The 26,308-nt window shown below is 43.5% G+C and carries 26 protein-coding genes and 1 riboswitch; of the genes, 13 read left to right on the top strand and 13 right to left on the bottom strand.

The features are described from left to right. Positions 1 to 338: 338 nt before the first annotated feature. Positions 339 to 923, bottom strand: a complete 585-nt coding sequence (locus MJ612_RS08925; protein WP_187033148.1) for a nitroreductase family protein — start codon at positions 921 to 923, stop codon at positions 339 to 341. 224 nt (positions 924 to 1,147) lie between these two features. Between MJ612_RS08925 and MJ612_RS08920 the strand changes: the two genes are divergently transcribed. Both MJ612_RS08920 and MJ612_RS08915 read left to right on the top strand, forming a co-directional pair. Further along, positions 1,148 to 2,401, top strand: coding sequence for a PAS domain-containing protein (locus MJ612_RS08920; protein ID WP_187033147.1), 1,254 nt, complete (start codon positions 1,148 to 1,150; stop codon positions 2,399 to 2,401). A 39-nt stretch (positions 2,402 to 2,440) separates the two neighbouring features. Next, a complete protein-coding gene (locus MJ612_RS08915) occupies positions 2,441 to 2,794 on the top strand; it encodes a histidine kinase (RefSeq protein ID WP_187033146.1) in 354 nt (117 codons plus the stop codon). A 53-nt stretch (positions 2,795 to 2,847) separates the two neighbouring features. Here the strand turns inward: MJ612_RS08915 and MJ612_RS08910 are convergent, their stop codons facing one another. Further along, positions 2,848 to 4,581 (bottom strand): phospho-sugar mutase, encoded by a 1,734-nt coding sequence (locus MJ612_RS08910; protein WP_187033145.1) that lies wholly within the window; start codon positions 4,579 to 4,581, stop codon positions 2,848 to 2,850. A 157-nt stretch (positions 4,582 to 4,738) separates the two neighbouring features. Beyond that, a complete protein-coding gene (hppD, locus tag MJ612_RS08905) occupies positions 4,739 to 5,833 on the bottom strand; it encodes a 4-hydroxyphenylpyruvate dioxygenase (RefSeq protein ID WP_187033529.1) in 1,095 nt (364 codons plus the stop codon). Between the two features lie 178 nt (positions 5,834 to 6,011). On the opposite strand from hppD, the gene MJ612_RS08900 reads away from it, so the two are divergent. From MJ612_RS08900 to MJ612_RS08870, 7 genes are all read left to right on the top strand, one after another. Then, positions 6,012 to 6,410 (top strand): hypothetical protein, encoded by a 399-nt coding sequence (locus MJ612_RS08900; protein ID WP_187033144.1) that lies wholly within the window; start codon positions 6,012 to 6,014, stop codon positions 6,408 to 6,410. A 208-nt stretch (positions 6,411 to 6,618) separates the two neighbouring features. Next, positions 6,619 to 7,470 (top strand): hypothetical protein, encoded by an 852-nt coding sequence (locus MJ612_RS08895; protein WP_187033143.1) that lies wholly within the window; start codon positions 6,619 to 6,621, stop codon positions 7,468 to 7,470. Further along, positions 7,467 to 7,877 (top strand): hypothetical protein, encoded by a 411-nt coding sequence (locus MJ612_RS08890; protein WP_187033142.1) that lies wholly within the window; start codon positions 7,467 to 7,469, stop codon positions 7,875 to 7,877. The genes MJ612_RS08895 and MJ612_RS08890 overlap by 4 nt, the downstream gene beginning before the upstream one ends. A 31-nt stretch (positions 7,878 to 7,908) precedes the next feature. Beyond that, positions 7,909 to 8,499, top strand: a complete 591-nt coding sequence (locus tag MJ612_RS08885) for a hypothetical protein (protein ID WP_187033141.1) — start codon at positions 7,909 to 7,911, stop codon at positions 8,497 to 8,499. Positions 8,500 to 8,531: 32 nt separating this feature from the next. Beyond that, on the top strand, positions 8,532 to 9,302 hold the full coding sequence (locus MJ612_RS08880; protein WP_187033140.1) for a hypothetical protein: 771 nt from the start codon (positions 8,532 to 8,534) through the stop codon (positions 9,300 to 9,302). 85 nt (positions 9,303 to 9,387) lie between these two features. After that, the gene (locus tag MJ612_RS08875) at positions 9,388 to 9,765 is read left to right on the top strand and encodes a hypothetical protein (RefSeq protein WP_187033139.1); all 378 of its coding nucleotides are present in this window, start codon (positions 9,388 to 9,390) and stop codon (positions 9,763 to 9,765) included. A gap of 282 nt (positions 9,766 to 10,047) precedes the next feature. Beyond that, the gene (locus MJ612_RS08870) at positions 10,048 to 10,377 is read left to right on the top strand and encodes a hypothetical protein (RefSeq protein ID WP_187033138.1); all 330 of its coding nucleotides are present in this window, start codon (positions 10,048 to 10,050) and stop codon (positions 10,375 to 10,377) included. A 62-nt stretch (positions 10,378 to 10,439) separates the two neighbouring features. Here MJ612_RS08870 and trpS read toward each other — a convergent pair whose 3' ends face one another. The 8 genes from trpS to MJ612_RS08830 all read right to left on the bottom strand — a co-directional run bounded on the left by trpS (position 10,440) and on the right by MJ612_RS08830 (position 18,515). Further along, the gene (gene trpS, locus MJ612_RS08865; protein WP_187033137.1) at positions 10,440 to 11,414 is read right to left on the bottom strand and encodes a tryptophan--tRNA ligase; all 975 of its coding nucleotides are present in this window, start codon (positions 11,412 to 11,414) and stop codon (positions 10,440 to 10,442) included. Positions 11,415 to 11,494: 80 nt separating this feature from the next. Further along, complete coding sequence (locus tag MJ612_RS08860; RefSeq protein ID WP_187033136.1) at positions 11,495 to 12,406, bottom strand: EamA family transporter; 912 nt, start codon at positions 12,404 to 12,406, stop codon at positions 11,495 to 11,497. A 234-nt stretch (positions 12,407 to 12,640) separates the two neighbouring features. Then, positions 12,641 to 13,576 (bottom strand): ketopantoate reductase family protein, encoded by a 936-nt coding sequence (locus MJ612_RS08855; RefSeq protein ID WP_187033135.1) that lies wholly within the window; start codon positions 13,574 to 13,576, stop codon positions 12,641 to 12,643. A gap of 27 nt (positions 13,577 to 13,603) precedes the next feature. After that, entirely contained in the window at positions 13,604 to 14,392 is a 789-nt protein-coding gene (locus MJ612_RS08850) for a queuosine precursor transporter (protein ID WP_187033134.1), read from the bottom strand. Between the two features lie 134 nt (positions 14,393 to 14,526). Further along, positions 14,527 to 15,453, bottom strand: a complete 927-nt coding sequence (locus MJ612_RS08845) for a ribonuclease Z (protein WP_187033133.1) — start codon at positions 15,451 to 15,453, stop codon at positions 14,527 to 14,529. A gap of 15 nt (positions 15,454 to 15,468) precedes the next feature. Next, positions 15,469 to 15,846, bottom strand: coding sequence for an STAS domain-containing protein (locus MJ612_RS08840; protein WP_162346346.1), 378 nt, complete (start codon positions 15,844 to 15,846; stop codon positions 15,469 to 15,471). A gap of 54 nt (positions 15,847 to 15,900) precedes the next feature. Beyond that, a complete protein-coding gene (locus MJ612_RS08835; protein ID WP_187033528.1) occupies positions 15,901 to 16,848 on the bottom strand; it encodes a phosphoribosylaminoimidazolesuccinocarboxamide synthase in 948 nt (315 codons plus the stop codon). A gap of 200 nt (positions 16,849 to 17,048) precedes the next feature. After that, a complete protein-coding gene (locus tag MJ612_RS08830; protein ID WP_187033132.1) occupies positions 17,049 to 18,515 on the bottom strand; it encodes an SDR family oxidoreductase in 1,467 nt (488 codons plus the stop codon). Positions 18,516 to 18,779: 264 nt separating this feature from the next. After that, positions 18,780 to 18,886, top strand: a riboswitch (SAM riboswitch). Positions 18,887 to 19,160: 274 nt separating this feature from the next. Here MJ612_RS08830 and MJ612_RS08825 point away from each other — a divergent pair. From MJ612_RS08825 to MJ612_RS08810, 4 genes are all read left to right on the top strand, one after another. After that, entirely contained in the window at positions 19,161 to 20,489 is a 1,329-nt protein-coding gene (locus tag MJ612_RS08825) for an O-acetylhomoserine aminocarboxypropyltransferase/cysteine synthase family protein (protein ID WP_187033131.1), read from the top strand. An 8-nt stretch (positions 20,490 to 20,497) separates the two neighbouring features. After that, a complete protein-coding gene (gene metX / locus MJ612_RS08820) occupies positions 20,498 to 21,562 on the top strand; it encodes a homoserine O-acetyltransferase MetX (RefSeq protein ID WP_187033130.1) in 1,065 nt (354 codons plus the stop codon). After that, the gene (locus MJ612_RS08815) at positions 21,543 to 22,793 is read left to right on the top strand and encodes a homoserine dehydrogenase (protein ID WP_187033129.1); all 1,251 of its coding nucleotides are present in this window, start codon (positions 21,543 to 21,545) and stop codon (positions 22,791 to 22,793) included. The genes metX and MJ612_RS08815 overlap by 20 nt, the downstream gene beginning before the upstream one ends. Before the next feature lie 208 nt (positions 22,794 to 23,001). After that, positions 23,002 to 23,634: a hypothetical protein gene (locus MJ612_RS08810; protein WP_187033128.1), complete on the top strand. Its 633-nt coding sequence runs from the start codon at positions 23,002 to 23,004 to the stop codon at positions 23,632 to 23,634. Positions 23,635 to 23,710: 76 nt separating this feature from the next. Here MJ612_RS08810 and lysA read toward each other — a convergent pair whose 3' ends face one another. After that, positions 23,711 to 24,853, bottom strand: a complete 1,143-nt coding sequence (gene lysA, locus MJ612_RS08805) for a diaminopimelate decarboxylase (RefSeq protein WP_187033127.1) — start codon at positions 24,851 to 24,853, stop codon at positions 23,711 to 23,713. Between the two features lie 11 nt (positions 24,854 to 24,864). Continuing rightward, the gene (locus MJ612_RS08800; protein WP_187033126.1) at positions 24,865 to 26,175 is read right to left on the bottom strand and encodes an aspartate kinase; all 1,311 of its coding nucleotides are present in this window, start codon (positions 26,173 to 26,175) and stop codon (positions 24,865 to 24,867) included. Between the last annotated feature and the right edge of the window lie 133 nt (positions 26,176 to 26,308).

Below are 26,308 nucleotides of genomic sequence, written 5' to 3'. Positions count from 1 at the left end.
CCACCCAAAGACTGATATCAGTTCGATAGCTAACTTATAGTTAGAGGAGAAGTTATAGTTGCATAGCTTTTCTCGTGGTTATAGTTTCGTAGGGGCAGGTCGCGACCTGTCCGCTCGACAGGATGTAACTATAGAACTATAACTGGTGAATTGGCTGAAGCAAAAACTGTCCCCTTGAGGGGACTATAGGGGTGTTAAAGCAGCAACTATAAAACTATAACAGCAACTATAGCAGTAACAATAAAAGCTCCCCTCCTTAGACAAGGAGGGGTAGGGGTGGTTGGACAACGGAAACTATAGAATTATAACGCCCTTATACTTTATAAGATTATTAAAAATCACATCCACTCCACTTTATCACTTAGCGGCACTACTCTTTTTCCAGCTGGTGCTTCTTTTTCGGAATAACCTAAGTATAAAATACCTAATACTACATCTTCTTCGCGCAGGTGAAGGAAATCTTTCATGGCAGGGTGATAGGCCATGCCACCGGAACCCCAGTAACTGGCTATACCTAACGCAGTAGCTCCAAGTAACAGATTCTGTATTGCGCAGGAGGTGGCAGCAATCTCTTCTAAAGCAGGAATCTTAGGTAAATCGCCACGACGCATGTAAGCAATAAGTATATGAGAGGCTTTATCACCCATGTGCAGGAGCTTTTCATACTTTTCCTGTTGGTACTTATCAGGTGATGACTGTTCCTTGTAAAGGCTAGCGTGGCTTTGGCAGAACTGAGTTACTTTATCGCCTGCATATACTTTAAATCTCCATGGCTCTGTGTGTCCGTGTGTAGGTGCCCAGTCTGCTAACTCCAGGAGTTGCCATACCTGCTCATCGGGTATGCGTTTCCCGGACAATTGTGGTGGCTTTGTAGTTCTCCTGGCTTTAATAACACCAGCTATAATATCAAAATTATTGTTCATTGCTATTGTATGTAATGGTAAACGAGAAGCCAGAAACAGAGGCTATACTTCTCATTTTTAATTAATAAGATATTCAGATGCTTGTATCTGAATAGCAGGTTCTAAAATTAAGGCAAAATAGTTTAAACACTATGCCTGTTTATGCGTTTCTAGTCGTTGCAGAGCCAACTATAGTTCCTAACTTTGATACCATCTGCTACTAAAATTGAATACCTGCCTGTATTATGGATTTTGTAAAGCTGTTCGAAAAAGTACCTGAAGCCCTTGTGGTCTTGTCTCCGGAACCGGAATATAAAATTTTAGCTGCTACAGATTATTATCTTCAGATCACGATGCGCAAGCGCGAAGATATACTTGGTCTGAAGTTCCTGCTGGAAGCTTTTCCCGAAAAAGATGTGCCTTATGAACAGAACCCCGTTCGTAAATCACTGGATATTGCGCTGAACACAAAAAAAGTAGATTATCTGGATGTTACCCGTTATGACCTGACCAAACCGGATGGCTCTTACGAAGTACGTTATTGGGAAGCCTCTCATACGCCTGTATTAGATGCTGCCGGCAACGTGGAATACATCATTCAGCATACGTCAGATGTAACTGAAAGAGAGCAGGCAAAACATGCACTCGATACCAGTCAGAAAAAGTTTCAGTTTATGGCGGAGGCAATGCCCCAACTCATTTTTACAACAGACGGAGAAGGAAATCTGACCTACTTTAATAAGCGATGGGAAGAGTATACCGGCATTCCGTTGGAAAAGCTGATGCAGGAGAACTGGCATGAAATCATTCATCCGGATGATTTGCAAAGCACAATGGAAAAATGGGAGACTGCCTTTAAAGCAGGCGAAGCAATGCGCGTAGAACTGCGCAAACGTGATAAAGAGGGAGTTTACCGCTGGCACCTGTGCCGTTCGCTGCCTATGAAAGATGCTGATGGAAATATAACCATGTGGGTGGGCAGCTCTACGGATATACATGATACCCGGAAAATGGTACAGGAACTGCTGTACACCAACGAGCAGATGGCCATACTTTCAGATCAGGTGCAACTTGCATTTGAGAAAGCCGAATCAGAACGGCAGACCCTGGAAAAGCTGATTATGAAAGCCCCGGCTATATTTTGTGTGTTAGAAGGGCCTGAGCATCGTTTTAAACTGGTGAACGAGAATTACCAGATGCTATTCCCGAAACGTGATCTGATAGGAAAGTCTGTTGCTGAAGCTTTGCCCGAGGTAATTGAGCAGGGCTTTATTGACCTGTTGGATACTGTTTATACTACAGGTAAAGAATTTGTAGCTGAAGAAGTACCTATAAAGCTAGACAGGCAGGACAATGGGTTACTGGAAGAGGTTTACCTGACATTTATTTACCAGGCAATGTACACTAGCGATAAGGTAACAGGCATTCTGGTTTTCGCTTACGAAGTGACTGATCAGGTAATCTTTAAGAAAAAGCTGCAGGAGATAGGTCATGTGTAGCAGACAACTGTGTGGTATTATGGTAAGAGAGGCAATTAAATGAATTTAGCCCAACTCGACTTTCAGCAGCTTCGGATAAAGCACATCCTATACAAATCCAAGGTACGGTCTGTACTTTATGGGGGTGTATATGATGAGGCTTTCTTCTCGCGCTCTGGTCCGGTGAGCCAGTGGTTCAGCACCGTAGGGCATGTGCGTTATTTACACGAACCCGAAATGAGCGAACTCGCCACTGTACATAAAGAATTGAATTCCACGGCTCTTGAGCTGTTTAGCCTTTACAATAGCGGGCAGATCGATCAGGCACATGATGGTTTGAAAAGTATAGAATATAAATCTGACCAGTTTCTGAACTTGCTGTCGAAACTGGAAGACAGGTTAAAAGATAACTAATAAAAAAGCCCGCTCAACTTATAGTTGAGCGGGCTTTTTTCAAGTATAACTTCTTATTTTAGCTTCAGGTCAACCAGTATCTGCTCTATTTTCTGATCCAGTTTCTGCTCTGTTGCATCAAAATCAGCTGCAGATGCCAGCGGCTCGTTAACACTGATGTAGAACTTGATCTTTGGCTCTGTACCGGATGGGCGGGCAGATATTTTGCTTCCATCTTCGGTCAGGTATTGCAGCACGTTAGAGCTTTCCAGGCCAAGTTGGCTTACTTCACCTGAAACCAGGTTTCTGCGGGCACTAAGCTTAAAGTCGCTTATTTCTACTACTTTAGAGCCAGCTATAGTGTGCGGCGGGTTTGCACGCATTTCAGCCATCATCTGCTGAATCTCTTCGGCGCCGCGCTGTCCTTTTTTAGTGAACGATACCAGCTCTTCTTTATAGAAATTATACTTCTCGTACATCTCTACCATCATCTCGAACAGGCTCTGTCCATGGTCTTTTGCCACAGCTGCCATTTCCGCAATCAGGGCGCAGGCTGAGATACCATCCTTGTCGCGCACAAAGTCACCGATCATGTAGCCATAGCTCTCTTCGCCACCGCCAATATATACTTCTTTGCCTTCCAGCTCACGTATTTTCTCAGCTATGTATTTAAAGCCGGTAAGGGTTTCGTAGTGCTTCACGCCATAGCTTTCTGCAATGTCCTTTATCAGGTCTGTTGTAACTATGGTTTTAACAATAAACTCCTTGCCAGTTAACTTACCTGCTGTTTGCCATGCCTGCAATAGGTAGTTTATAAGTAGCGCACCAGTCTGGTTACCGTTCAGGAGTACAAATTCACCTTTCAGGTTTTTCACGGCTATACCTACACGGTCTGAATCAGGGTCGGTGGCAAGTATAAGGTCAGCATCTATTTCACGGGCTTTATTTAGGGCCAGCGTCATGGCTTCCTTTTCTTCGGGGTTCGGGTAAACTACGGTCGGGAAATTGCCGTTTGGCTCAGATTGTTCATCAACTATAGTTACATTGCTAAAACCAAAACGCTGCAGCACTTTAGGCACCAACGTTATACCTGTACCATGTATCGGGGTGTAAACGATCTTTAGGTCGTGCTGGCGTTTAATGGCATCCTGCGAGATAGATAAACCAATCACTTTCATGATATAGGCTTCGTCCATTTCTTCGCCCAACAGGTGAATGTTGTTTGGCTTAGGAGTAAATTTCACCTCATCTATACTTGTGATGTTGTTTACTTCGGCGATGATATTTTTGTCGTGCGGGGCAGTTACCTGCGCGCCATCGTTCCAGTATACTTTGTAGCCGTTGTATTCCTTCGGGTTATGCGATGCGGTAACCACCACGCCACTCTGGCAACCTAAATGGCGGATGGCAAACGATAGCTGCGGCGTAGGGCGAAGCGCCTGGAACAGGTATACTTCAATATCGTTGGCTGAGAAGATGTCGGCAGCAATGCGGGCAAACTCAGGGGAGTTGTTGCGGCTGTCGTGGGCAATGGCTACTTTCACACGCTCTCCCGGGAAGTTAGCTTTCAGGTAGTTGCACAGACCCTGTGTTGCCATACCCAATGTATAGCGGTTCATGCGGTTGCTGCCTGCACCCATAATGCCACGCAGGCCACCGGTACCAAATTCCAGGTCGCGGTAAAAAGCATCCGACAGCGCTTCGTGCTCGTTACGCTCCAGTAATTCGTTGATTTCTGCTTTGGTGGCTTCGTCGTAGTTGCCGTTTAGCCAGCCATTTATTTTTTCTTGAATTGCAGGTTCAATCATAGTTGTTTCTTGTGTTGTACTCATGTTGTGTAGGGACAAAAAATCACACCAGCCCTTTCTGTACAAGTGTACTTCCGGAAGAACTGGTGTGATATATAAATATCAAAATAAAGAGATTTTAGCTCGGGTTTACACCGGGCTATACTTTATTTAAAGCCTAAAGGTTACCACGCAGGGCCTGCTCACGCTCAATGGCTTCGAACAAAGCTTTGAAGTTGCCTTTACCAAACGATTTAGCTCCTTTACGCTGAATGATCTCATAGAATACAGTCGGTCTGTCTTCTACCGGTTTTGTGAAGATCTGCAAAAGATAACCTTCGTCGTCACGGTCAACAAGTATATTCAGTTTGCGCAGGTCAGCCATGTCTTCATCAATATGGCCGATACGCTCGATCAGGTCTTCGTAATAGGTATCCGGCACGCGCAGGAACTCTACACCACGGCGGCGCAGCTCAGCTACGGTATGCAGAATATCATTTGTCGCAACGGCGATGTGCTGTACGCCCGCACCACGGTAAAACTCCAGGTACTCGTCTATCTGCGACTTCTTTTTACCTTCAGCTGGCTCGTTTATCGGGAATTTGATGTATCCGTTACCGTTTGATACTACTTTCGACATCAGGGCAGTATACTCGGTGCTGATATCGTTGTCGTCGAAAGTAAGCAGTAGTTTAAAGCCCATCACATCTTCGTAGAACTTCACCCACTCATTCATTTTACCCAACTCCACGTTGCCTACGCAGTGGTCTACATACTTCAGGCCAACAGGCTCTACCTGCAGCTCAGAAGTGCGCTCTACGTAACCCGGCATAAACACACCGCTATAGTTTTTGCGCTCTACAAAAGTATGGATAGTGTCGCCGTAGGTATGGATAGATGCCATTTTAACTTCGCCAAACTCATCGGTTATCGTTTTAGGCTCCATGGCTGGTTTTGCACCGCGCGCCACTGTGCCTCGGAAAGCTTCTTCTGCATCATCCACCCACAGGGCCAGCACCTTTACGCCGTCGCCGTGCAGGTGCACATGCAGGGCAATGTCAGAATCAGGGCTGATACCGGTTGTAAGTACCAAACGGATTTTCTCCTGCTGCAGCACATAAGAGGCGCGGTCGCGTACACCGGTTTCGGGGCCTGCATAAGCCACCAGTTTAAAACCGAAGGCAGTCTGGTAAAAATGGGCTGCCTGCTTGGCGTTGCCTACATAAAACTCAATATGATCGGTGCCATTTAAAGGTAGGATATCGGTAGCTATACTTTCTGAAGTTATCGTCTTGGTAGTCATAGTCTGTAGTATTAGTGTTACAATGTATTACGTAAAAATACAGCTTTTATAGTTTTATCAAAAATGGGAGGGCTGTAAGTAAATTATCACCGGAATGCTTGCAATTGCTACGGCATGTTTTCAAATTTGTAAAAAACAGAATAAAGCTATGAACGCAGATACGCTGAACAAAGACCTTGTTGCCATTTTACAGAAGAAGGAAGAGCTGAACAAGCTGGACTATAACGATGCACGCTACGATGATGTAGAAGAAGAACTGCACGACCTGGAAGATGATTTTAACGAAACGTACGGCGATTACCTGGAAGAAGTACTGGAAGATGTACACAGCAAAATAAAGTCTGATGCCGACATACTGCTACCAACTGCGTACCTGGCCAGCTCTGTAGATGGGAAAGAACTGGAAGAAGGCGAAGAGAGCGAAGGCGTTTGGGTGGAGTCGGATAAGTTTCCGGGAGTAGAGATGCGTTTGGTGCTGGTAGCTAACCCGCCACGTATCCTGCTTATACTTTCAGACCAGGAGCGCGTACTCTGGACAGCCGAATAGCTTTACAGTTAACAGTAAGCACTAAAGAGTTAACATTTATACTTGCCGCACTTGCCAAGGCTTTATGCCAAGGTAGGTGCGGCAATTTTTATACTTGGCTTTTGATGTGTTCTACTTATATTGTGATAGCTGAATATTATTAATTGTACAATTGAGTATTACCAAACCAGCTTTTATTTACCAAATCTGCTATTTTACAATTTTAGAAATGAAAAAATTTTTCCTTTTACTATTCTTGTTTGTATATACAACTATAGCCTTTGCACAGAAAAAGGAAGTAGTATTATCAAATAAATTTTTACCCGATACAAAATATACTACTACAGTAGAAAGTCATTCTCTCTCTTCGGTGAATTTTGAAGGACCTGATGATTTAATTTCAAAAATCAATGCAAAGGGAATAGAGCTTCCAATTAAAACGGAGAGCTCAAGCAATATGATCTCTACTATCAACACTGGAGCAATTCGCAAAGACAAAAGTTTTCCAGCTACTATAAATTACGATAAAGCAACATCTGTAAACATTAGCAACGGCAAAACCACCGAGGAAGAAAGCCCTATTTCTGGCCTTATTGTAAAGGGTAACTATAAAGCTGATAATCAATTTGTAATTGATACATTAATTAGTGAAAAATTGAATGAAAGCCTACGATATACTCTGAAAGCTACTTTAGAGAGTATGCAGAACCAAATTCGTTTTCCTGATAAGCCAATGAAGATTGGAGACGAATTTACACAAGCGTTGCCAATGACTATTCCTATAGCTGGAATGAGCCCAGTTAAGATAACTATAAATACAATTTATAAGCTAAAAGACATTAAAAGTCAAATTGCTTTTTTTGATATTGTCCAAACAGTTCAATTGGACATGACGGTGGAGCAATCTAATATTACAGCTACAGGTTCAGGTAAAGGGATATCTGAATACGATATAGAAAATAGATTCACTACGAAACATGAGTCTGATTTAGATATGCAGATGAGTATGAATGTGAACAACTTAAAGATAACAGTAAATTCACAAACTCAATCCAGTCAACAAGTAGAAATCAGTAAATGAAAAAGCTTATACTAATCACCCTGCTATACTTTACAGCATCTTATACTTTTGCTCAAGATGCTACCAAATCTGACCTGTACCTGAAAGTGGTGGAAGTGATGAAGACTGATCTTAACTATACTTACGACTCTACCAGCAACAAAAGAGAAGGTAAAATAGAAGCATCAATTACAAAAGATAAAGATGGGAGAACAGTTGTTCGTGAATCTTTCCCAATCACACAAAATCCTTCTCCACTGATTATACTTGACGGACGTGGTTATACAATGGAGGCCCTGAATAACTTGAAATTGGAAGATGTGGAAACTATAAAAGCTGAGACAGATAAGAAGATAACTATGATGTATGGTGAAATGGGTAAACAAGGTGTAGTTTTTATCACCACTAAAAAAAGCAGTAAGAAATAATCTGAATACGAATTACTTTAAAACCTATAACATGAAACACTCTTTACTCATCCTATCCATCTTCCTGTTCTCCTTCACCTTTGTATCTGATAATACCATAGACAGGCTGTCGGTAAAAGGGCCGTTGAAGTTTAACAAAAGTAAATTTGAACTAGCCTGGACAGATAAACCAAACGATATCTACTACATACAGGAATATCTGCCGAAAGGGGAGAAGCTGGAGAACTTTAACCAGATGCTCACCATCCACCTGTTTGCTACTGACCTGGAAGCTGAACAAGCTGTTGCCCAAAAAGTAAAAGAACTGGCGAAGCGAAAGCAAACTGATGAACTATGTAATTACCAGGTTAACGAAAGCGCAAACGGAAAAGAGTTTATAGTTGATTTCATTCTCAGTGAAAAGAAGAATGATAAAATAGCAATCGCAGAATTTAATGTTTACCGATACAAGCAAATAGAGGTTGGTGCTGGCCAAAAAGCTATACTTGTTTATGCTTACTCTAAAAGGAGCTACGGAGATGCGATTATTCCTTTCCTGAAGAACCTAAAAACAGACAGAACCGATTACCTGAAGGAAATGATCGCTGCTGAACTTCCTGTTATTGCTATTGGCAAAAACTAAACTGCTTTATACAGTCTTACTAAGAACATGACATGAAGAAATATCTGATTCCAATTCTTTTGTTGTTTACCATATTAGCCTGCGAAAAAGATGAAGCAGTTACTCTTAAGGATAAATGTTTGATAAACGAGGCTATTATCCATGGGGTCAAATATAAATATGTATATGACAAGCAATACAGACTTAAGGAAATAAAGCAAATCAGTCCGGTAGCATTTTCTACTTTAAACTATAAACTAGAATATGATGGCAAAGGCAACATTATAAAGTATTCCAGATTTAATAATGATGGTGATTTGCTAGATTATTTTACCTATGAATACAATAGTGCTGATCAATTGGTAAAGCGAAATGTTTTTAGACAATGGGATGGGCATCTTACTTATTGGTATAGTAACTTATTTGAGTATAATACAAAAGGCCAACTTATAAAAATGTACGACGATCGGTTCACTAATACTTATTCTTACCTGGAAGAGAATAAGATTTTGATAACATCAAACGATGAATTATTTAATTCTATAGAGGTTGAATATGATAATAAAATAAATCCACTCTATGCTATTTCACCCTACTTTAGTATGATAAGAGATGACTATGAGAGGATAAGCCTGGATTTACTAATAGCTAACAATATTCTAAAAGTGGTTATAAAAAACAAAAATGGGCAGATTGTAGAGCAATATGTAAAATCACATAATTATAACTCGAAAGGCTATCCAGAATTAAGTACTTATTCTTCGTTAATAAATAGTAGTATAGGTTTAGGACCAGATACTATATCATATATCTGTGGGGATTAAACAATAAGTATACAGCTGATACAGTGTTCTTTATCAGCATTTATACGTATATTAGTTTCTGATTCCGCTCAAAACAAAACGCACCATGAAAATAACATTCCAGATTGCAGTGGCAGCTTTATTTGTTGGCCTGATGAGTTGCTCTGATTCCGGTAAAACGGAAACCAAAACAACTACTGCACCGGCTGCTAATGCCCCGGCAACAGTTGCCCCTAACCAGGCTACCACACCAGCAACTACGGTAGGTTTGAACCCGCCACATGGCGAGCCGGGCCACCGTTGCGATATTAAAGTTGGTGCACCGCTTAACTCTCCGGCTCAGCCGAACTTATCTGTACCACAACCAACATTTACGCCATCAACTACACAACCTCAAACAGTTGCTCCAGGCACAAACCCGCCGCACGGTCAGCCAGGCCACGATTGTGGCATACCAGTAGGTGCACCTTTAACCAAGAAATAAGTAAAGCCGGGAAATTATAATCCTGCTATTAAGTATAAAAGCAAAAGGGGCAGCTGAGAAACCAGCTGCCCCTTTTTTATAAGTATAAGTTATAGTTTAATAACCAGGTTTCTGCGTACTAACAACTGAAGCTTTCTCATCCGGAAAATTTGATACTACAAACTATAAAAGCAGAGGCAGCAGCCTGTTGTTAAGTTGCCACCTCCGCTTTTATAGTTTGTGATATAGTGTTCGTAGTATATTTTTAATAATTAATATTATCCACTTTAAAATATTACAAACATGAACAAAGCTATACTTTTTACCCTCCTCTTTGCCGCAGCCGCTCTCTTCGGCTTCAAACAGTATGAGCAAGGTACTGCCAAAGAAACCATGACTATTATGGCAGTAAATAGGAATTATAAAGATATGACAATCTACTTATCTGGAAGCAATCAGGCCTTCCAAACAAAGCAGGTGAAAGCTGAGCATAAGAAAGATTATACCGAAGTGATGAAGCTGGTAAGTGAGTATCAAAACAACGGCTGGCAGATCAAAAGCAGCAACTTCACAGCAATTCCTCCAAGTGCAAATGATCCAACTCAGACTCTATACTTCCTGCTGGAGAAGTAACCTGATAAAGCAAAAGGGGCAACTGAGATTTCAGCTGCCCTTTTTTAAGTATAAACTGTAGGTTAGTAACCTAATTTCTGGCGTACACGCTGCAATACAGGCGCAGCAATAGCTTTGGCTTTGTCAGCGCCTTCTTTCAATTTCTTATCCAGCTCAGGCAGGTTGTTCATGTAGTAGTTAAACAGTTCACGCTCTTTGCTATACTTGCTCAGTATCTTATCATAAAGTGCCTGCTTCGCGTGGCCATAACCGTAGCCACCGGCCAGGTAATTCTGGCGCATAGTTTCAATTTCTTCCGGGGTAGCCAGTAAACTATACAGTTTAAAGGTTGTATCCTCGTCCGGGTTCTTCGGTTCTTCCAGTGGCGTACTGTCTGTTACAATGCTCATCACAACTTTGCGCAGTGGCTTATCTGCTTCAAAAATATCGATGATGTTGCCGTACGATTTGCTCATTTTCTCGCCGTTTATACCTGGTACGGTCATCACGGCTTCGTCAGTTTTGGCTTCCGGTAACACAAATGTTTCGCCGTAAATGTGGTTAAACGAGCTGGCAATGTCACGGGTAATTTCCAGGTGCTGGATCTGGTCTTTCCCTACAGGTACAAAGTTGGCATCATACATCAGAATATCAGCAGCCATTAACACAGGGTAAGTAAACAATCCGGCATTTACATCTGCCAAACCACGCCTACTTGATTTATCTTTAAAGGAGTGCGCATTAGCCAGCATCGGGAACGGGGCAAAGCAGTTCAGGTACCAGGCAAGTTCTGTTACAAATGGCACATCGGACTGGCGGTAAAGTATATGCTTGTTTGTATCTAAACCCATAGCAAGCCAGGCAGCCGCTACAGCGTAGGTGTTATGTCTTAAAACTTCTGCATCGCGGATGGTGGTAAGCGAGTGCAGGTCAGCTATAAAGTATAAAGCTTCCTGATCTGATGTTTTAGAGAACTCAACAGCAGGGCAAATAGCGCCCAGTAAATTGCCAAGGTGCGGACGGCCGGTGCTCTGAATCCCGGTTAGGTAACGTGCCATAAATTACGGATTGTGTTAAGGCTGCAAATTAATGGAAATAGCTGAAAATGCCCATCAAAAATGCAGATACCCAACTATAGTTAAGCAGATACCAATTGCGGATCTTCTTTCTGCTTCCGTAAAGAGTTCAGGTTTGATAAGGCGATGGCGGCAAGTATAAGTATAACCCCAAACCACTGTATAGCCACAACCTGCTCCTGCAACACCAGGCTCGACATAAGCACAGCCACAGGCAGCTCTGCAGAGCTAAGTATAGCACTTAAACCCAAGCCAATGCGCGGAATACCATACGAGAAGAACAGCGGCGGCAGCACTGTTCCGAATACCGAAAGCACCAGTCCCCATTTAAACAGGCCGTTTGTAAGCGCTCCGTTAACCAGGAAAACAGGCGGGAATATGGAGAATATAAGTATACAGGCACCTGTAAGCAGCAAAGCACTTTTGGTGGTGGGGTGCAGATTGTTGCCGGCGGCGCCATTTATCATTAAAAAGAAAGTATAGCTGAGAGCAGCCAGTAAACCAAAACCTATCCCGGTTAAAGAGATTTCCTGGTAAGAATTTGAGAAAAGGTTGCCGGCAAAAGCAGTACCCAGAAGCACCAGCAGCACTGTGCCGATTTGTAAGAGCGTTGGCAGTTTGCGTTTTACAATGGAGTCGAGTAGTAAGCTCATCCAGGTAAATTGCATTAAAAGCAGAATGGCAATAGAGGCCGGTACGGTTTGCACACACTTGTAGTAAAAAATACTTACCAGGCCGGTAGTAGTGCCTATGGCAATAAGTTGGAGGGCTTCCTTAAGCGATGCACTGTTTCCGCGGCTATAAATCAGCCTGCGTAACAGTACTATCACCCAAAGAATAATCAACCCAAAAAATACCTGGGTGCCAGTTACATCACCCAAGGTAAAGCCTTCGTTATATGCTAATTTTACGAACGTCGAAAGTATACCGAAGCTACAAGCTCCGCACAGCACAAAAGCGATTCCTCTAAACATGGAAATGCCTTTTAAGTAAACATCAAAATTTAAAATAGAGGTAGGGCAGGAGTGCCCCAAAGCGGGTAAGCCTGGTACTCTTACAGGTCGTGCAGAACGTATCCTGTGATAAAAATTTGTGTATGTGCTAAGTGTGCAGTCATTGTTTCCTTATGCGGGGTGCAAAGGTAATAGCTAAATCTATTTATGCAATAGCGGTAAGTGTAATTTTTTTATTTTTTGAAATTTATACTTTCAGATAGCTTCGTTTCTCAGGTTTTTAAGTGCGGCATACAGACGCGTGTAAGTAGGTACAGGTATTTGCAGCTGCTGTCCCAGTTTTACGACATACCCTGTCAGTGAATCTACTTCTGTGTTCTTGCCTTTCTGGTAATCGGAGTGCATAGAGGAGGTGGTTTCGTAAGGCAGTTTTGCCATTCTTGCCGTTGTCTTTTGAACGCTATCCTCCTGTAAGTTAATTCCTTTGGCTTTACCTACCTGTATAAGTTCTTGCAAAAGAGAGTATAGCAGATCCAGGTTTTCCTGCTTAGCTAAAATTGCTCCGATACTGACATCGAGGTATGAAGTAAGCGTAGCTATAGTTGAGATAAAGAGATATTTCTCCCATATCGTCTGCTTTATTTTTTGAGATAATGTGGCGCTAATGCCGGCTTCTTTAAAGAGCTGCAATGCCAACTCGAGTTTAGTATTAGTGCCATTATCTGAGCCAAAGAACAACGAATTAAAATCCCCGGATACTGTCACCAGTCCGGGGTCAGTTAACCTTGAGACGATATACACGCAGCCTTCCCATACTTCATTTTCCAGGTAAACGGCTTTTATACGTTCGTAACTATCAATACCGTTAAGAAGCGGAAGTATAACCGTGTTGCGGCTGATGCAGGGTTTAAGCTGAAGTATACTTTGCTCCAGGTCATAGCTTTTTGTGCAACAGATTAACAAGTCAACTTCACCTATTTGGGTAGGATCAGAAGTAACCAGTTTGGGATGTGCTGTAAAATTTTCAGTCGGGGTTTCTACGGTTAATCCCTTTTGCCGGATGATTTTTTCATTCTCGCCGCGTGCAATAAAGTATATTTCTACCTCATCAGAGTCCTGATAATGCTGCGCCAGTTTTCCGCCAAAATATCCGCCCACTCCGCCAATTCCGGCTACTGCAATCTTTATCATACGCTTCAGCAATTTTATACTTTAAGGTTAGGCTTCGCTTTCTATGGCAGCTTCTTCAATTAACTCTTCTGCATCCCGTTTACCTAAGTACTCATCAATCAGGTAATGCGCCAGGTATAGCACAGGAGTAAGCAATATAGCTACACAAAACTTATAGATATAGTTGATGGCAGCCACTGAAAATACTAGTTCCAGTGTCCAGTTGCCGAACAGGTAAAAGGCAATAAACAATACAACCAGGCTATCGATTAGCTGCGAAACCAACGTAGAGCCGGTGGCGCGAAGCCATATCTTTTTACTGCCTGTATATCTGCGCAGCCAATGGAAAACCGTAGCATCCAGCAACTGCGACACCAAGAAAGCCACTACCGAGCCGATGATGATGCCCAGCCCCTGGCGGTAAATAGTGTTAAAAGCAAAATCGATGTTGAACGGGTTGCCTTGCGGATCTTTGCTGTTAAGCTCTACCCAGAATTGCGCCGGCGGCAGCCCGGTAACTATAGTTATCACCAGGAAAGCATAAAGTATAAGTATAACTGTAAGTATACTTACCTTCTTCACGCCCTGCTTCCCGAAGTACTCGTTGATTATATCCGTAGAAACAAACACAACAGGCCAGATGATAACGCCAGCCGTCAGGTTAAAATCGAGTTTGCTGCCCAGTATGTTAAGCTGCACGCCCGATAAGCCAAACAGCGCCTCCCCTGAAAATATTTTAACTCCAATCAACTCAGCCAGTAAGGCGTTGGCCAAAAATACTCCGCTAAGCGCCATAAAAAGATTAGTGCGTTTCTTTTCGAGGGTAGTAGTGCTCATAGTTTGGCTGGCTTATCAGGATGAAGTATAATATCAGGTAAATTTATACTTTCTGCAGGCTTAAACAAACTAGTTATATTTAGCACACCGGCTATTAAAAGGTTTTATACTTTAGATGGAAAGTTGATGCAGGCTTACCGGTGCTGTTCTCTTACACTGAAAATACTTCCTTCCGTGGCAAGGTCGGTTTTTTCAAATATTTCCTGCGCCTCCGTAAGCAGCGGCGTAAGGTCTTTGTAGCGCACAGAAAAGTGGCCAAGTAATAAATGACGTACTTCGGCGGCGGCAGCCATTTCGGCAGCCTGGCGGGCAGTGCTATGGAAAGTTTGGGAAGCGCGCTCTTCCATGTCGCTCAGGAAAGTAGCCTCATGGTACAGCAGGTCTACGTGGCGCAGGTAAGGCAGCAGGTCTGGTTTGTAACGGCTGTCGGAGCAATAGGCGTAACTACGGCTATGCTTTGGATCCAGTGTTACCTCTTTGTTAGCCAGCAGCAGGTTACCTTGTTCGTCATTTATATCTTCTCCCCACTTCAGGCGTACCAGTTGCGGTGGTGTAAGGTAAGGTGGCAGTTTCTCCTTTATAAGCGGGCGTGGCTTGGGCTTCTCCCGGAAAATAAAACCACAGGTAGGTACCCGGTGCTCCATAGGTATGGTGTGCACGGTTATCTGCTTGTCCTCAAAAATTTTTTTATAGCAGGTGGTATCCAACTCATGAAAAATAAGCTTGTAGCTTAGGTTGGTGCCCGAATACTTGAACTGCAGGCTTAAGATTTCGGAGAGGCCCGGAGGGCCGAATAAATGAAGGGGTAACTGCCTGCCCTGCAGATACATTGTGGAGAGCAAACCGGCTAAGCCAAAATAGTGGTCGCCGTGCAGGTGGCTGATGTAGATATTGCAAATGCGCTGATGCTTTATCTTGTATTGCATCAGCTGCATTTGCGTACCTTCACCGCAATCTATCAGGTGTATCTGGTTACCAATGGTAAGTACCTGTGCGGTATGATGTCTGTTTGCCGAGGGTGTGGCCGACGAACTACCCAAAATCCTGAGTTCGAAATCCACGGCCAGCGGTTATGCTTAGTCTTCCTTGTTTGTTAGATCCTGCTCAATCTCGTGCAGAAATACACGGTCAATAGCTTCTTCTACAGTAGGCAGTATATTTAAAACTGACTCTAGTTTAGAGATAGAGATCAGCTTCATTACGTGGTCCTGCAGGCTTGTTAAAATTAGTAAGCCATTAGAAGAATTGCATAGTCTGTTTGCAATCAGGATAGAGCTCAGTCCGGAAGAGTCGGTGTATTTTACGTTGTTCAGGTCTAGAATCAGGTTGGTGATCCCTTCAGCGTTCAGCTTCACAAACTCAGACTTAAGATCTGGAGCTATTGAAGTATCCAGCTTCTTCTCATCTATCGTGATTATAGTATAGTTCTCTTTCTTATCAATCGTGTACTTCATAGATCTACCAATATGGATTTAAATGCGAATGTACCAAAATATACATTAAAAAATCTAATCTTTTAAGCTAAAAATGTTTTGTTCCACACTCTGCGCAATGCGCTGTAGTGCCTGATTATAGTCACTTTTTACAAAGGAATGCCCCGTAAATACCTCAAATAGCTCTATATAGCGCTTTGAGATATTTTCAACAACTTCATCCGTCATTTCCGGAACTGTTTGTCCTTCCTGCCCCTGAAATCCATTCTCGATCAGCCACTGGCGAACAAATTCTTTTGATAGTTGCTTCTGCGGCTCGCCGTTCTGCTGTCGCTCTTCGTAGCCTTTGCTGTAAAAGTAACGAGACGAGTCTGGCGTATGGATTTCATCAATAAGAAATATCTGGCCATTTTGTTTACCAAACTCATACTTGGTATCAACCAGAATTAATCCGCGTTGCGCAGCTAGCTCGGTGCCACGTGCAAAAAGTGCTTGTGTATAACGTTCTAAATTTAAGTAATCTTCCTCACTTACAATACCTTTCGACAGAATTTCTTCTCTAGAAATGTCTTCGTCGTGGCCTTCGTCAGCTTTCGTGGTCGGGGTAATAATTGGCTGCGGAAGTTTATCGTTCTCTTTTAAGCCCTCCGGTAATGTAACACCGCAGAGGGTGCGCTTTCCGGCTTTATACTCGCGCCAGGCATGTCCTGCCAGGTAGCCTCGTATCACCATCTCTACTTTAAATGGCTCACAACGCAACCCAATGGTTACATTAGGATCAGGAGTAGAAAGTACCCAGTTCGGAAGTATATCGGAAGTAGCTTTGAGGTTAAGGCTGGCGATCTGGTTCAGTACCTGCCCTTTGTAAGGTATGGCACGTGGCAGTACCACATCAAAAGCAGAGATACGATCCGTAGCAACTATAGCTAACCGGTCATCGAAATAATAAACGTCGCGAACTTTGCCCCTGTAAAAACCGGTCTGACCGGCAAAGGAGAAGTTAGTTTCTTTAATGGCCTCCATTAGTTCGTTAGGTATGTCGGAGAGCAAAGTTAGCTTTATTTTTAAAGGGCGAAAATTTTACGTCTTTACTTCTACTGTAGAAGTAGTAGTCTTCACGAAAAAAATGGGTTGAAAGACTTGGGCTTGTATACTCGCAAGTATAGGTAAAGTTTTATATTATAAACCCTATAGTTTGTATTTTTCGATGTATTTGTAACTTTCTATGCTTTGGCGGGTGCTTTAGGTGCCGGAGAAAAATGTGCAATGTTACTGGCCATACCTCTGAAGATGATATAATGAAAGGGAAGCATAGCAAACCAATACAACCTGCCCAGCAACCCATCAGGGCGAAAAGCTGCTAACTGCTCCAGGTAGTAACCATCTTTTTCATTAATTATTCTGAATTGCAGCCATGCCTCGCCGGGTACTTTCATTTCTGCATATAACAACAAACGCTTTTTAGGGCGATCTGCAACCAATATGCGCCAGAAGTCAATACTATCGCCGACCCTTATTTCTGTTGCGTGTCTACGGCCCCGTTTAAGGCCTACACCGCCAGCCATCTTATCCAGAAAGCCACGTATTTCCCATAAAAAATCTGTTTTATACCAGCCCCGCTCACCACCTATACGCCAAATATTCTCCAATACAACTGCAGGATCCTGTTCAATTTTAATACGTTGTTTATCAGTAAGTAAACCGTGCTCAGGTATTTGTACAAAATCCATATAATTAAGCTGCATCGTGCCACTTACCAAGGCATCTTTCCAACTGCTGATCACCATGTTCTGCTCAATTTTGGCATAAGCCAGTTGTAGCGCTTTCTGGTAGGGCAGGTTCTGATGCGGTATGATTTCCTGTATGCGGTTATCCTGTACGATGGTGTCGTTCCGGAGGCTCTCCACTAAACTGCGGGCAATAGCAAAGCTGGTGCTGGTAACAAAGTATAGCCAGTAAGACGATAACCTGGGAGTGAGGACGGGAACAGTAAAAATAAAGCGTTTTAAGTGGCGCACTTCTGCCAGCTTCTCCAGCATTTGTTTATAGGTAAGTATATCCGGGCCGCCAATCTCTAGCCGTTTTTCATAACAGGCAGGGTTGCCTAATGCAGCAGTCAGGTAATAGATCACGTCCCGGATGGCAATAGGCTGGCAACGGGAGTTAAGCCAGTGGGGTGTAATCATCACGGGTAATTTTTCTACCAGGTCACGGATTATCTCGAACGATGCGCTACCCGAGCCTATGATAATGGAGGCACGAAGTACGGTTAAATTTGCTTTTGCCAGGTCTAGTATATCTTCTACATGCCTGCGGGAGGCCAGGTGCTTTGAAAGATGTGCAGCATTGGAAATTCCGCTCAGGTAAATGACCTGCTCAGCAGATGTTTGATTAAGATAGGTAACAAAATTTTCGGCAGAAGTTTGTTCTGCTTGTTCAAAGTCATCTCCCCAGGCACCCATCGAGTGCACCAGATAGTAGGCTGCATCTATGTCTTTAGGTAAAGCTTCCAGGGTATCTGGTTGCAGCAGGTCGCCTTTAAAAATTTGTACTTTATCTTTAAGTGAATCCTGCAGTTCGAAGCGACGGGGGTCGCGCACCATACTTATCACCTCATGCTGTTGCTCCACAAGCACAGGTAAAATTCTTCTGCCAATATAGCCGTTCGCACCTGTTAAAAGTATCTTCATGTGAGCAAGTTCTGGTTGTATATCCCGACTTAGCAACAGAAAACTTTCGGCTATGTTCAGGTCATTTTCTTGTTATGTATTAGTAACTATAACCGGGTTGTGCTTTTATTTTATACTTATGCTTTTGGATGTAAGATGTTGGTTTACAGGTTTAAATGTTTAAGTTAGAAAAATATTTTTATAAAAAACATATCCGTTATTTTGTTTTTTGAGTAAAGGTAGTCTAAGTTTGCATCATCAAGTCAATTAACCCTTACGGTTGTTGATTTATAAAGAAGCGTGGAGAGACAGGCTCTGTGAAGCGCTAGCAACCTAACCCCTATGGTAAAGGTGCTAATTCCTGAATCCGGAAATTCGGATGAATATAAATTGATAGTAACATGAAAAAGGGAATCAAGCCAACACAGCACAGTTTTGTATTTTATCCGGTAGCCAAACTACACGGAGCATCTCATTTATTTGCCTTCAGGTCCATCATGTGCATGCCGACCTGTTGTTGCTGCTGTTGCTAATCTTTTAGCTTCCTGAACAAGTGTGTCCGGCAGACTTCTGCAGGTAAATACCTGTAGTTCCCTCTGCTGCATCCGCACATCTTTTTTGCATTTCGCAACTCAACTCATTTTATACATTTTAATCAGAACCACTATGTCTACTACACATCGTTTCGAAACATTACAATTACATGCAGGCCAGGAAATCGATCCAACAACACGTTCCAGAGCAGTGCCTATCTATCAAACAACCTCTTACGCTTTTAAAGATGCTGCCCATGGTGCCAACCTGTTTGCCCTGAAAGAATTTGGCAACATTTACACCCGCATTATGAACCCTACCACCGATGTTTTCGAGAATCGCGTTGCAGCTCTGGAGGGTGGTGTGGCCGCTGTGGCAGTTGCTTCAGGGCAGGCAGCCCAGTTTATTGCACTTACCAATATTCTGCAAGCAGGGGATAATTTTGTGAGTACCAGTTTCCTGTATGGTGGTAGCTATAACCAGTTCAAGGTTTCTTTTAAGCGCTTAGGCATAGATGCCCGTTTCGCAGAGAATGATGAAGTGGAAAGCTATGAAAAGCTGATAGATGAAAATACGAAAGCCATTTACCTGGAAACAATTGGTAACCCACGCTTCAATATTCCGGACTTTGAAAGTATAGCTGCACTTGCCAGAAAGTATGATATACCGCTGGTGGTGGATAATACATTTGGAGCAGGCGGTTACTTATTCAGGCCACTGGAGCACGGAGCCAATGTGGTAGTAGAGTCGGCTACCAAATGGATAGGCGGGCACGGTACAAGTATAGGTGGCGTGATTGTAGATGGCGGAAACTTTAACTGGGGCAACGGTAAATTCCCGCAATTCTCAGAACCATCAGCAGGGTACCATGGCCTCAACTTCTGGGAAGTATTTGGTACGGATGGTCCGTTTGGTAACATCGCTTTTTCTATCAGGGCAAGGGTAGAAGGCTTACGCGATTTTGGGCCGGCAATTAGTCCGTTTAACTCTTTTCAGTTGTTGCAAGGCCTGGAAACACTTTCGCTAAGGGTAGAAAGAACAGTGCAGAATGCACAGGCACTGGCAGAGTGGCTGGAGCAGCACGACCTGGTGGAAAGTGTAAACTACCCGGGTCTGAAATCCAGCAAGTACCATGAGTTGGCTAAGAAATACCTGAAGCGCGGTTTTGGCGGTGTACTATCCTTTAAACTGAAGGGGGATAAAAAGCAGGCAGAAACTTTTGTAAATAACCTGCAACTGGTGAGCCACCTGGCAAACGTAGGCGATGCTAAAACTTTGATCATTCACCCGGCATCTACAACCCACCAGCAACTCTCGGATGCAGAGCAATTAAGTGCAGGCGTTGAGCCAACCTTGCTTCGCGTTTCAATTGGCATTGAGCACATAGAAGACATTAAAGCAGATTTTGAACTGGCCTTTGCTGCTGTAAAAAATGCAGTGCCAGAACCTGTGCTTAACTAGAAATTCATATGTCCACACAACAACATACTTTTCATTATCAGCAGGAGTTTAAACTGGAGTCGGGGTTCTCGTTGCCCGGCTTCCAGCTTGCTTATACTACCTACGGCCAGTTAAACCTGCAGCGTAATAATGTGGTGTGGGTGTGCCATGCTCTTACCGGCAACGCTGAAGTTACTGATTGGTGGGGCGGCCTTTTTGGAGAAGGTAAGCTATACGATCCTGAAGAATGGTTTATAGTTTGTGCAAACATGCTGGGCGGATGTTATGGATCGACGGGACCTCTCTCTATCAACCCGAACACGCTTAAACCTTACTTCCATAGTTTTCCGCAGCTCACAAACCGTGATATAATAGGTGCTTTTGACCTGCTGCGGCAGGAACTGGAACTGGAGCAGGTGCACACGCTCATAGGCGGGTCGTTGGGTGGGCAACAGGCATTGGAATGGGCGTTGCAGAAGCCGGATGTTTTTGCAAGGTTGGTCCATGTGGCATCTAATGCGCGTCATTCCGCCTGGGGAATAGCCTTTAACGAAAGCCAGCGGATGGCCATCCGTCAGGACCCGACCTGGGCTAGTAATAGTGAAACAGCAGGCAGGGAAGGGTTGAAAACAGCCAGGTCCATCGCGATGCTTTCTTATCGGCACTACATAAGTTACAACCTTTCGCAGCAGGAGCCCGGCAATAGCATTACCGATAACTACAGAGCCTCCAGTTACCAGGTATACCAGGGCGATAAACTGGCTAAACGCTTTAATGCCTATACTTACTGGTTGCTAACAAAGGCTATGGACTCACATAACATTGGGCGTGGCAGGGGCGGAGTGGAGAAGGCACTACTTCATCTGAAAGCTAAAGCACTGTTTGTAGGGGTAAATACCGATCTGCTATTTCCGGTGGAAGAGCAACAATTCCTGAATCAACAAGTGCCAGGTTCTGCATTTGCGTTGCTGCACTCCAACTATGGCCATGATGGCTTTTTAGTGGAAACGGAACAACTGACGGAGGCTATCCGCAAGTTTTATAAATCTGAAACTGTAAACCAACCATACTACTATGAAAAACAAACCGTCTGACATCAGGCTCGGGATATTCGGGTTCGGGTGCGTAGGGCAAGGCCTTTACGATGTACTGCAAACCATTGAAGCGGCAGGTATAGAAGTAGCAAAGATTTGCGTGAAGGACAAAGAGAAGCTGCGTAGTCTGCCATCTTCAGCTTTTACCTATAACCCGCAGGAGCTGTTGCAGGATGAAAGTATAACTATACTTGCGGAACTGATAAGCGATGCTGAGGATGCTTATGGTATAGTAAAACAGGCACTGCAGGCAGGTAAAACTATAGTTTCGGCAAATAAAAAGATGCTGGCCACACACTTGCCCGAACTACTTGAACTACAACAGAAGTATAAAGGCACTTTATTATACGAAGCAGCGGTAGGAGGCAGTATCCCTATCATCCGAATACTGGAGAGCTACTATAGTTCGGAGCCATTACAGCAGGTCAGCGGAATTCTGAATGGTTCTTCCAATTTTATACTTTCTAAAATGGAAGCCGAAGGATTGAGTTATACCTGTGCTTTGCAGCAGGCACAGGAGCTTGGTTTTGCAGAGGCTGACCCAGCACTGGATGTAGGAGGTTTTGATTCGGTAAACAAACTTTGCCTGATAATAGCGCACGCTTTCGGGGTAAGCGTTAAGCCGGAGCAGGTGCTGCGGTTTGGGATTGATTCCATTACAGAACATGACCTGAAATTTGCTGAGCGTATAGGTGCCAGAATAAGGTTAGTAGCAACCGCTGTGGTAGATTCTGGCGATCAATTATATGTTCGGGTGCTGCCCGCTTTGGTTTCTGAACAGAGTGAACTTTATAGAGTGACCAATGAAACAAATGGCGTAACTATAGCACCTGTTTTTGCAGGAGAACAGTTTTTAAAAGGACGGGGAGCCGGCAGCCATCCTACAGGTTCTGCGGTATGGGCAGATGTATCGGCAGCATTGTCAGGGTATCGCTATGTATATCCTAAAGCAGATACCAGAGCCATTGCATTAAGCAAAGAATATAAAATCAACTTGTATCTGAGATGTCCTTCCAGTTTAGTGTTACCGGCAGCTGACTTTATAGAGCTTAATAAAATATCAGAATCAGAAGGGGTAGCATATTATACAGCAAGTATAGAAAGCGAAACGCTGAAAAGCTTATCTGCTTATTTGGCTGCAGAACGCATATTTATGGCTGAAATCACTCCTGCACAGGCTCATAATATTGCACTGAAAAATTGCAATACAGAAGCAGTTGTTTATAGCTGATTTGTGTGTTTTCGAATTGATATTTTAATGCAACTCCAGAGAAGCTGTTTTTATTGTATTATATAGAGGGTTTAGAGTTGAATAAGTATACTAAATAGTAGTGGTAAACAATGGCTATTAGTTGTAAGTGTACGTACAATAAGTAGTTACGAACACTTTATGAGCCATGACTATGAAAACGTTTTTACCCTGTATTATAACTATAATAATGATCTTTACATTAGCCGGCTGCAGGCAGGATAATGTATCCCCGATACGGAATGTTCGCTTTGATCCGAAACTCCTGAACCCCCTGAAAGCAGCCGGTGGCTGTACCAACTATAGTTACTTCTCTGGCGCTAAACTCCGAAACCTTGGAACCATAAATACGAGCCGTGTAGTGGTGGCTTTCGACGAGAACCTGACACAGGCGCAGCGCGAGCAGGTAATTACAAGATATGGTTTTGTGGCAGGCATACACAGCCAGCGTGCCAGCCAGACTGGAATGATGTTTACATTAAATTTAATGAACGGGCTTAACTGTGCCCAGACAGAACAGGCTATTCGTGAACTCGCAAAAGACAAAGCCATAAAATATGCAGGCCCTTATTTTGTGATGGATGGTAACCAGCAGATAGGACTTAGCAATGAGGTGATGGTGAAAACAGATGCTGGTGGAGTGCCATCGCTTAAAGAGTTTGCTGCCAACTATCATGCTAAACTGATTGGGCCACTTGGTGCAGATACTTACCTGCTTCAGGTAGATAAATATTCCAGAGGTAATGCATTAGAGCTATCTGACTTACTGAAAGAGCAGAAAGGCATTGCACACGCTACTCCGGATTTTATACTTGCGCAGTAGTTATGGCCAACCAAAATTAAAAGCCCTGCTTTCACTTTGTGAAGCAGGGCTTTTAATTTTTTATACTTTAGCTATACTATAAATATACAGCATTCGCTTTCTCCCGCAGGTTATACCCCGAGGCCATCACTTCGCCGTAAGCGCCAGCCGTTCGGATAGCCACTAAATCGCCACGGTTAGTCTCCGGAAGTATAACTGCCTTTCTGAAACAGTCGCTCGACTCGCATATAGGGCCTACCACATCGTACTTTTCTTCCGGTTTTTCGCTTGTCAGGTTCTCTATCTGGTGGTAAGACTGGTACAGCGCCGGGCGAATCAATTCTGTCATACCCGCATCAAGTATAGCAAAGTTAGTAGTTATACCCTTTTTGATGTACAGCACTCGTGAGATTAGCGTACCGCATTGGGCTACCAGTGACCGGCCTAACTCAAAATGCACCTGCTGCCCCGGACGAACCTCCAGGAACTGGTTAAACAAGTTAAAGTAGGCTTCAAAATCAGGGATAAGGTTTGCATCCGGATTGTAATAGTCTACACCCAGGCCACCGCCCACATTTATATGTGGCAATGTAATGTTATGGGCTACAAACCACTCCTGAAACTCATTAACACGCGTGCACAGATTCTTGAAAACAGTTAGGTCTGTGATCTGAGAACCAATATGGAAGTGGATACCAATCAGTTCTATACTTGGCAATGTTTGCAGCAACTCAAGTACACTTTCCAGTTCCCAGGCATTAATACCGAATTTATTTTCTTCCAGGCCCGTCGTAATATACTTGTGGGTATTGGCATTTACGTTCGGGTTAATGCGCAAAGCTATTCTGGCAGTTTTGCCTTTGGCTGCAGCCAGTTCATTCAGTATCTCCAGTTCGTGCTTCGATTCACAATTAAAGCAGAAAATATCTTGGTCCAGGGCATAGTTTATCTCGGCATCAGACTTGCCAACACCAGCAAAAACTAAGTTCTCCGGTTTAAAACCATTTTCTATGGCACGTTTTACTTCGTTACCGCTTACGCAGTCTGCACCAAAACCTGCTTGCAGCATTTCGGCAAGTATAGGTGCGTTGGCGTTGGCCTTTAAAGCATAATGTACATGGTAGTTATACTTGGCTGCTTCGGTCTTGGCAAGTTGCAATGTCTGGCGAAGCAGCTCTAAGTTATAGACATAAAAAGGAGTAGTCTGCTGCTGCAGCTCCTGTATATATTGTTTCAGCATGGTCGCGTTCCTTAAAAAATCCCCTCGTTCAGCTTCGTTAGCGCCGCTACTTTATCAGATGTATTTATCAGCAGGGTGATGTTGTTTGTGCTCCCGCCATATGATATCATGCGCAATGGAATCTCTTTTAATGATTCAAATACTTTCAGGCTGGTGCCACTCTTCTCTGCTATAAAGTCGCCTACAACACAGATAATTGTCTGGTCCTGGTCAACTTCTACCTGGCCAAATTCTTTCAGCTCGGTCACGATCTCGTTCAGGAACTTGTTGTTATCTATAGTTAAAGAAACAGCTACTTCCGAAGTTGTGATCATATCGATCGGCGTTTTGTAACGCTCAAATACTTCGAACACGCTGCGCAGGAAACCATAGGCCAGCAACATCCTGCCCGATTTTATATTTATAGCTGTAATATCATCTTTAGCAGCTACGGCTTTAATGCCACCACCTGATGTTTCGCCATGGATGATGGTGCCTTTGGCTTCCGGCTGCATGGTATTGAGCAGGCGCACCGGTATATTCTTTTGCTTTGCGGGCAATACGCTGCTCGGGTGCAGAATTTTAGCTCCGAAATAAGCCAGCTCAGCTGCTTCGTCAAAAGAAAGCTCCGCAATCGGGTAGGTGTTCTTTACAATCCGTGGATCGTTGTTATGCATGCCATCAATATCTGTCCAGATCTGGATTTCAGATGCATCTACGGCAGCACCTATCAGCGATGCAGAGTAATCAGAACCGCCACGCTTCAGGTTATCGATCTCACCGAAAGCATTGCGGCAGATATAGCCTTGGGTAATGAACAGGTTTGTTTCCGGATATTTCTCCAGTTCTGTTCTGATGTTCTTGGCGATGTAGGCAGCATCCGGTTCTTCATTTTCATCGATTTTCATGAAATTAAGTGCCGGCAATAATACCGATGGGATTTGCTGCTCTTCCAGGAAAAACTGGAACAAAGCCGTAGACAGCAACTCGCCCTGGGCAAGTATAGCACGCTCTTCATGTATCGTGAACAGGTCCTGGGTAAAGGCCCTGATGTAATCGAAATGATGGGAAAGCAGTTCGTTTGCCTGTTTCTTTTTTTCCGGGGTGGTGTAGAGCGATTCTACAACCTGTTTATAGTTATCATGCAGCGCATCAATCAGCGCATTCGCGTCTTCGTTCTTGTTCTGGTACAGCGTTTCAGCAATCTGTACCAATTTGTTGGTAGTGCCCGACATAGCAGACAACACAACAATTTTTGGTTCGCCGTTGTGAATCAGGTTCGCAACGTCTCTCATCCTATCAGCAGACCCCACAGAGGTACCACCGAATTTTAATACTTTCATTTAAAAGCTTGCGTGTAATTGTATTTTAAGGTAGCTGCAAAATTAACAAAAACTGCGCAGCTTTTGGGTATAGACTGTAACACAATTAAATTAAAAAGGCCAGCTTGTTGGCTGGCCTTTAAGTTTATACTTT

The sequence above is a fragment of the Pontibacter deserti genome (genome assembly GCF_023630255.1).
GTDB classification, from domain to species: Bacteria; Bacteroidota; Bacteroidia; order Cytophagales; family Hymenobacteraceae; genus Pontibacter; species Pontibacter deserti.
Note: the sequence above shows the minus strand (reverse complement) of the source record. Positions and strands in the feature narration are given on the sequence as shown.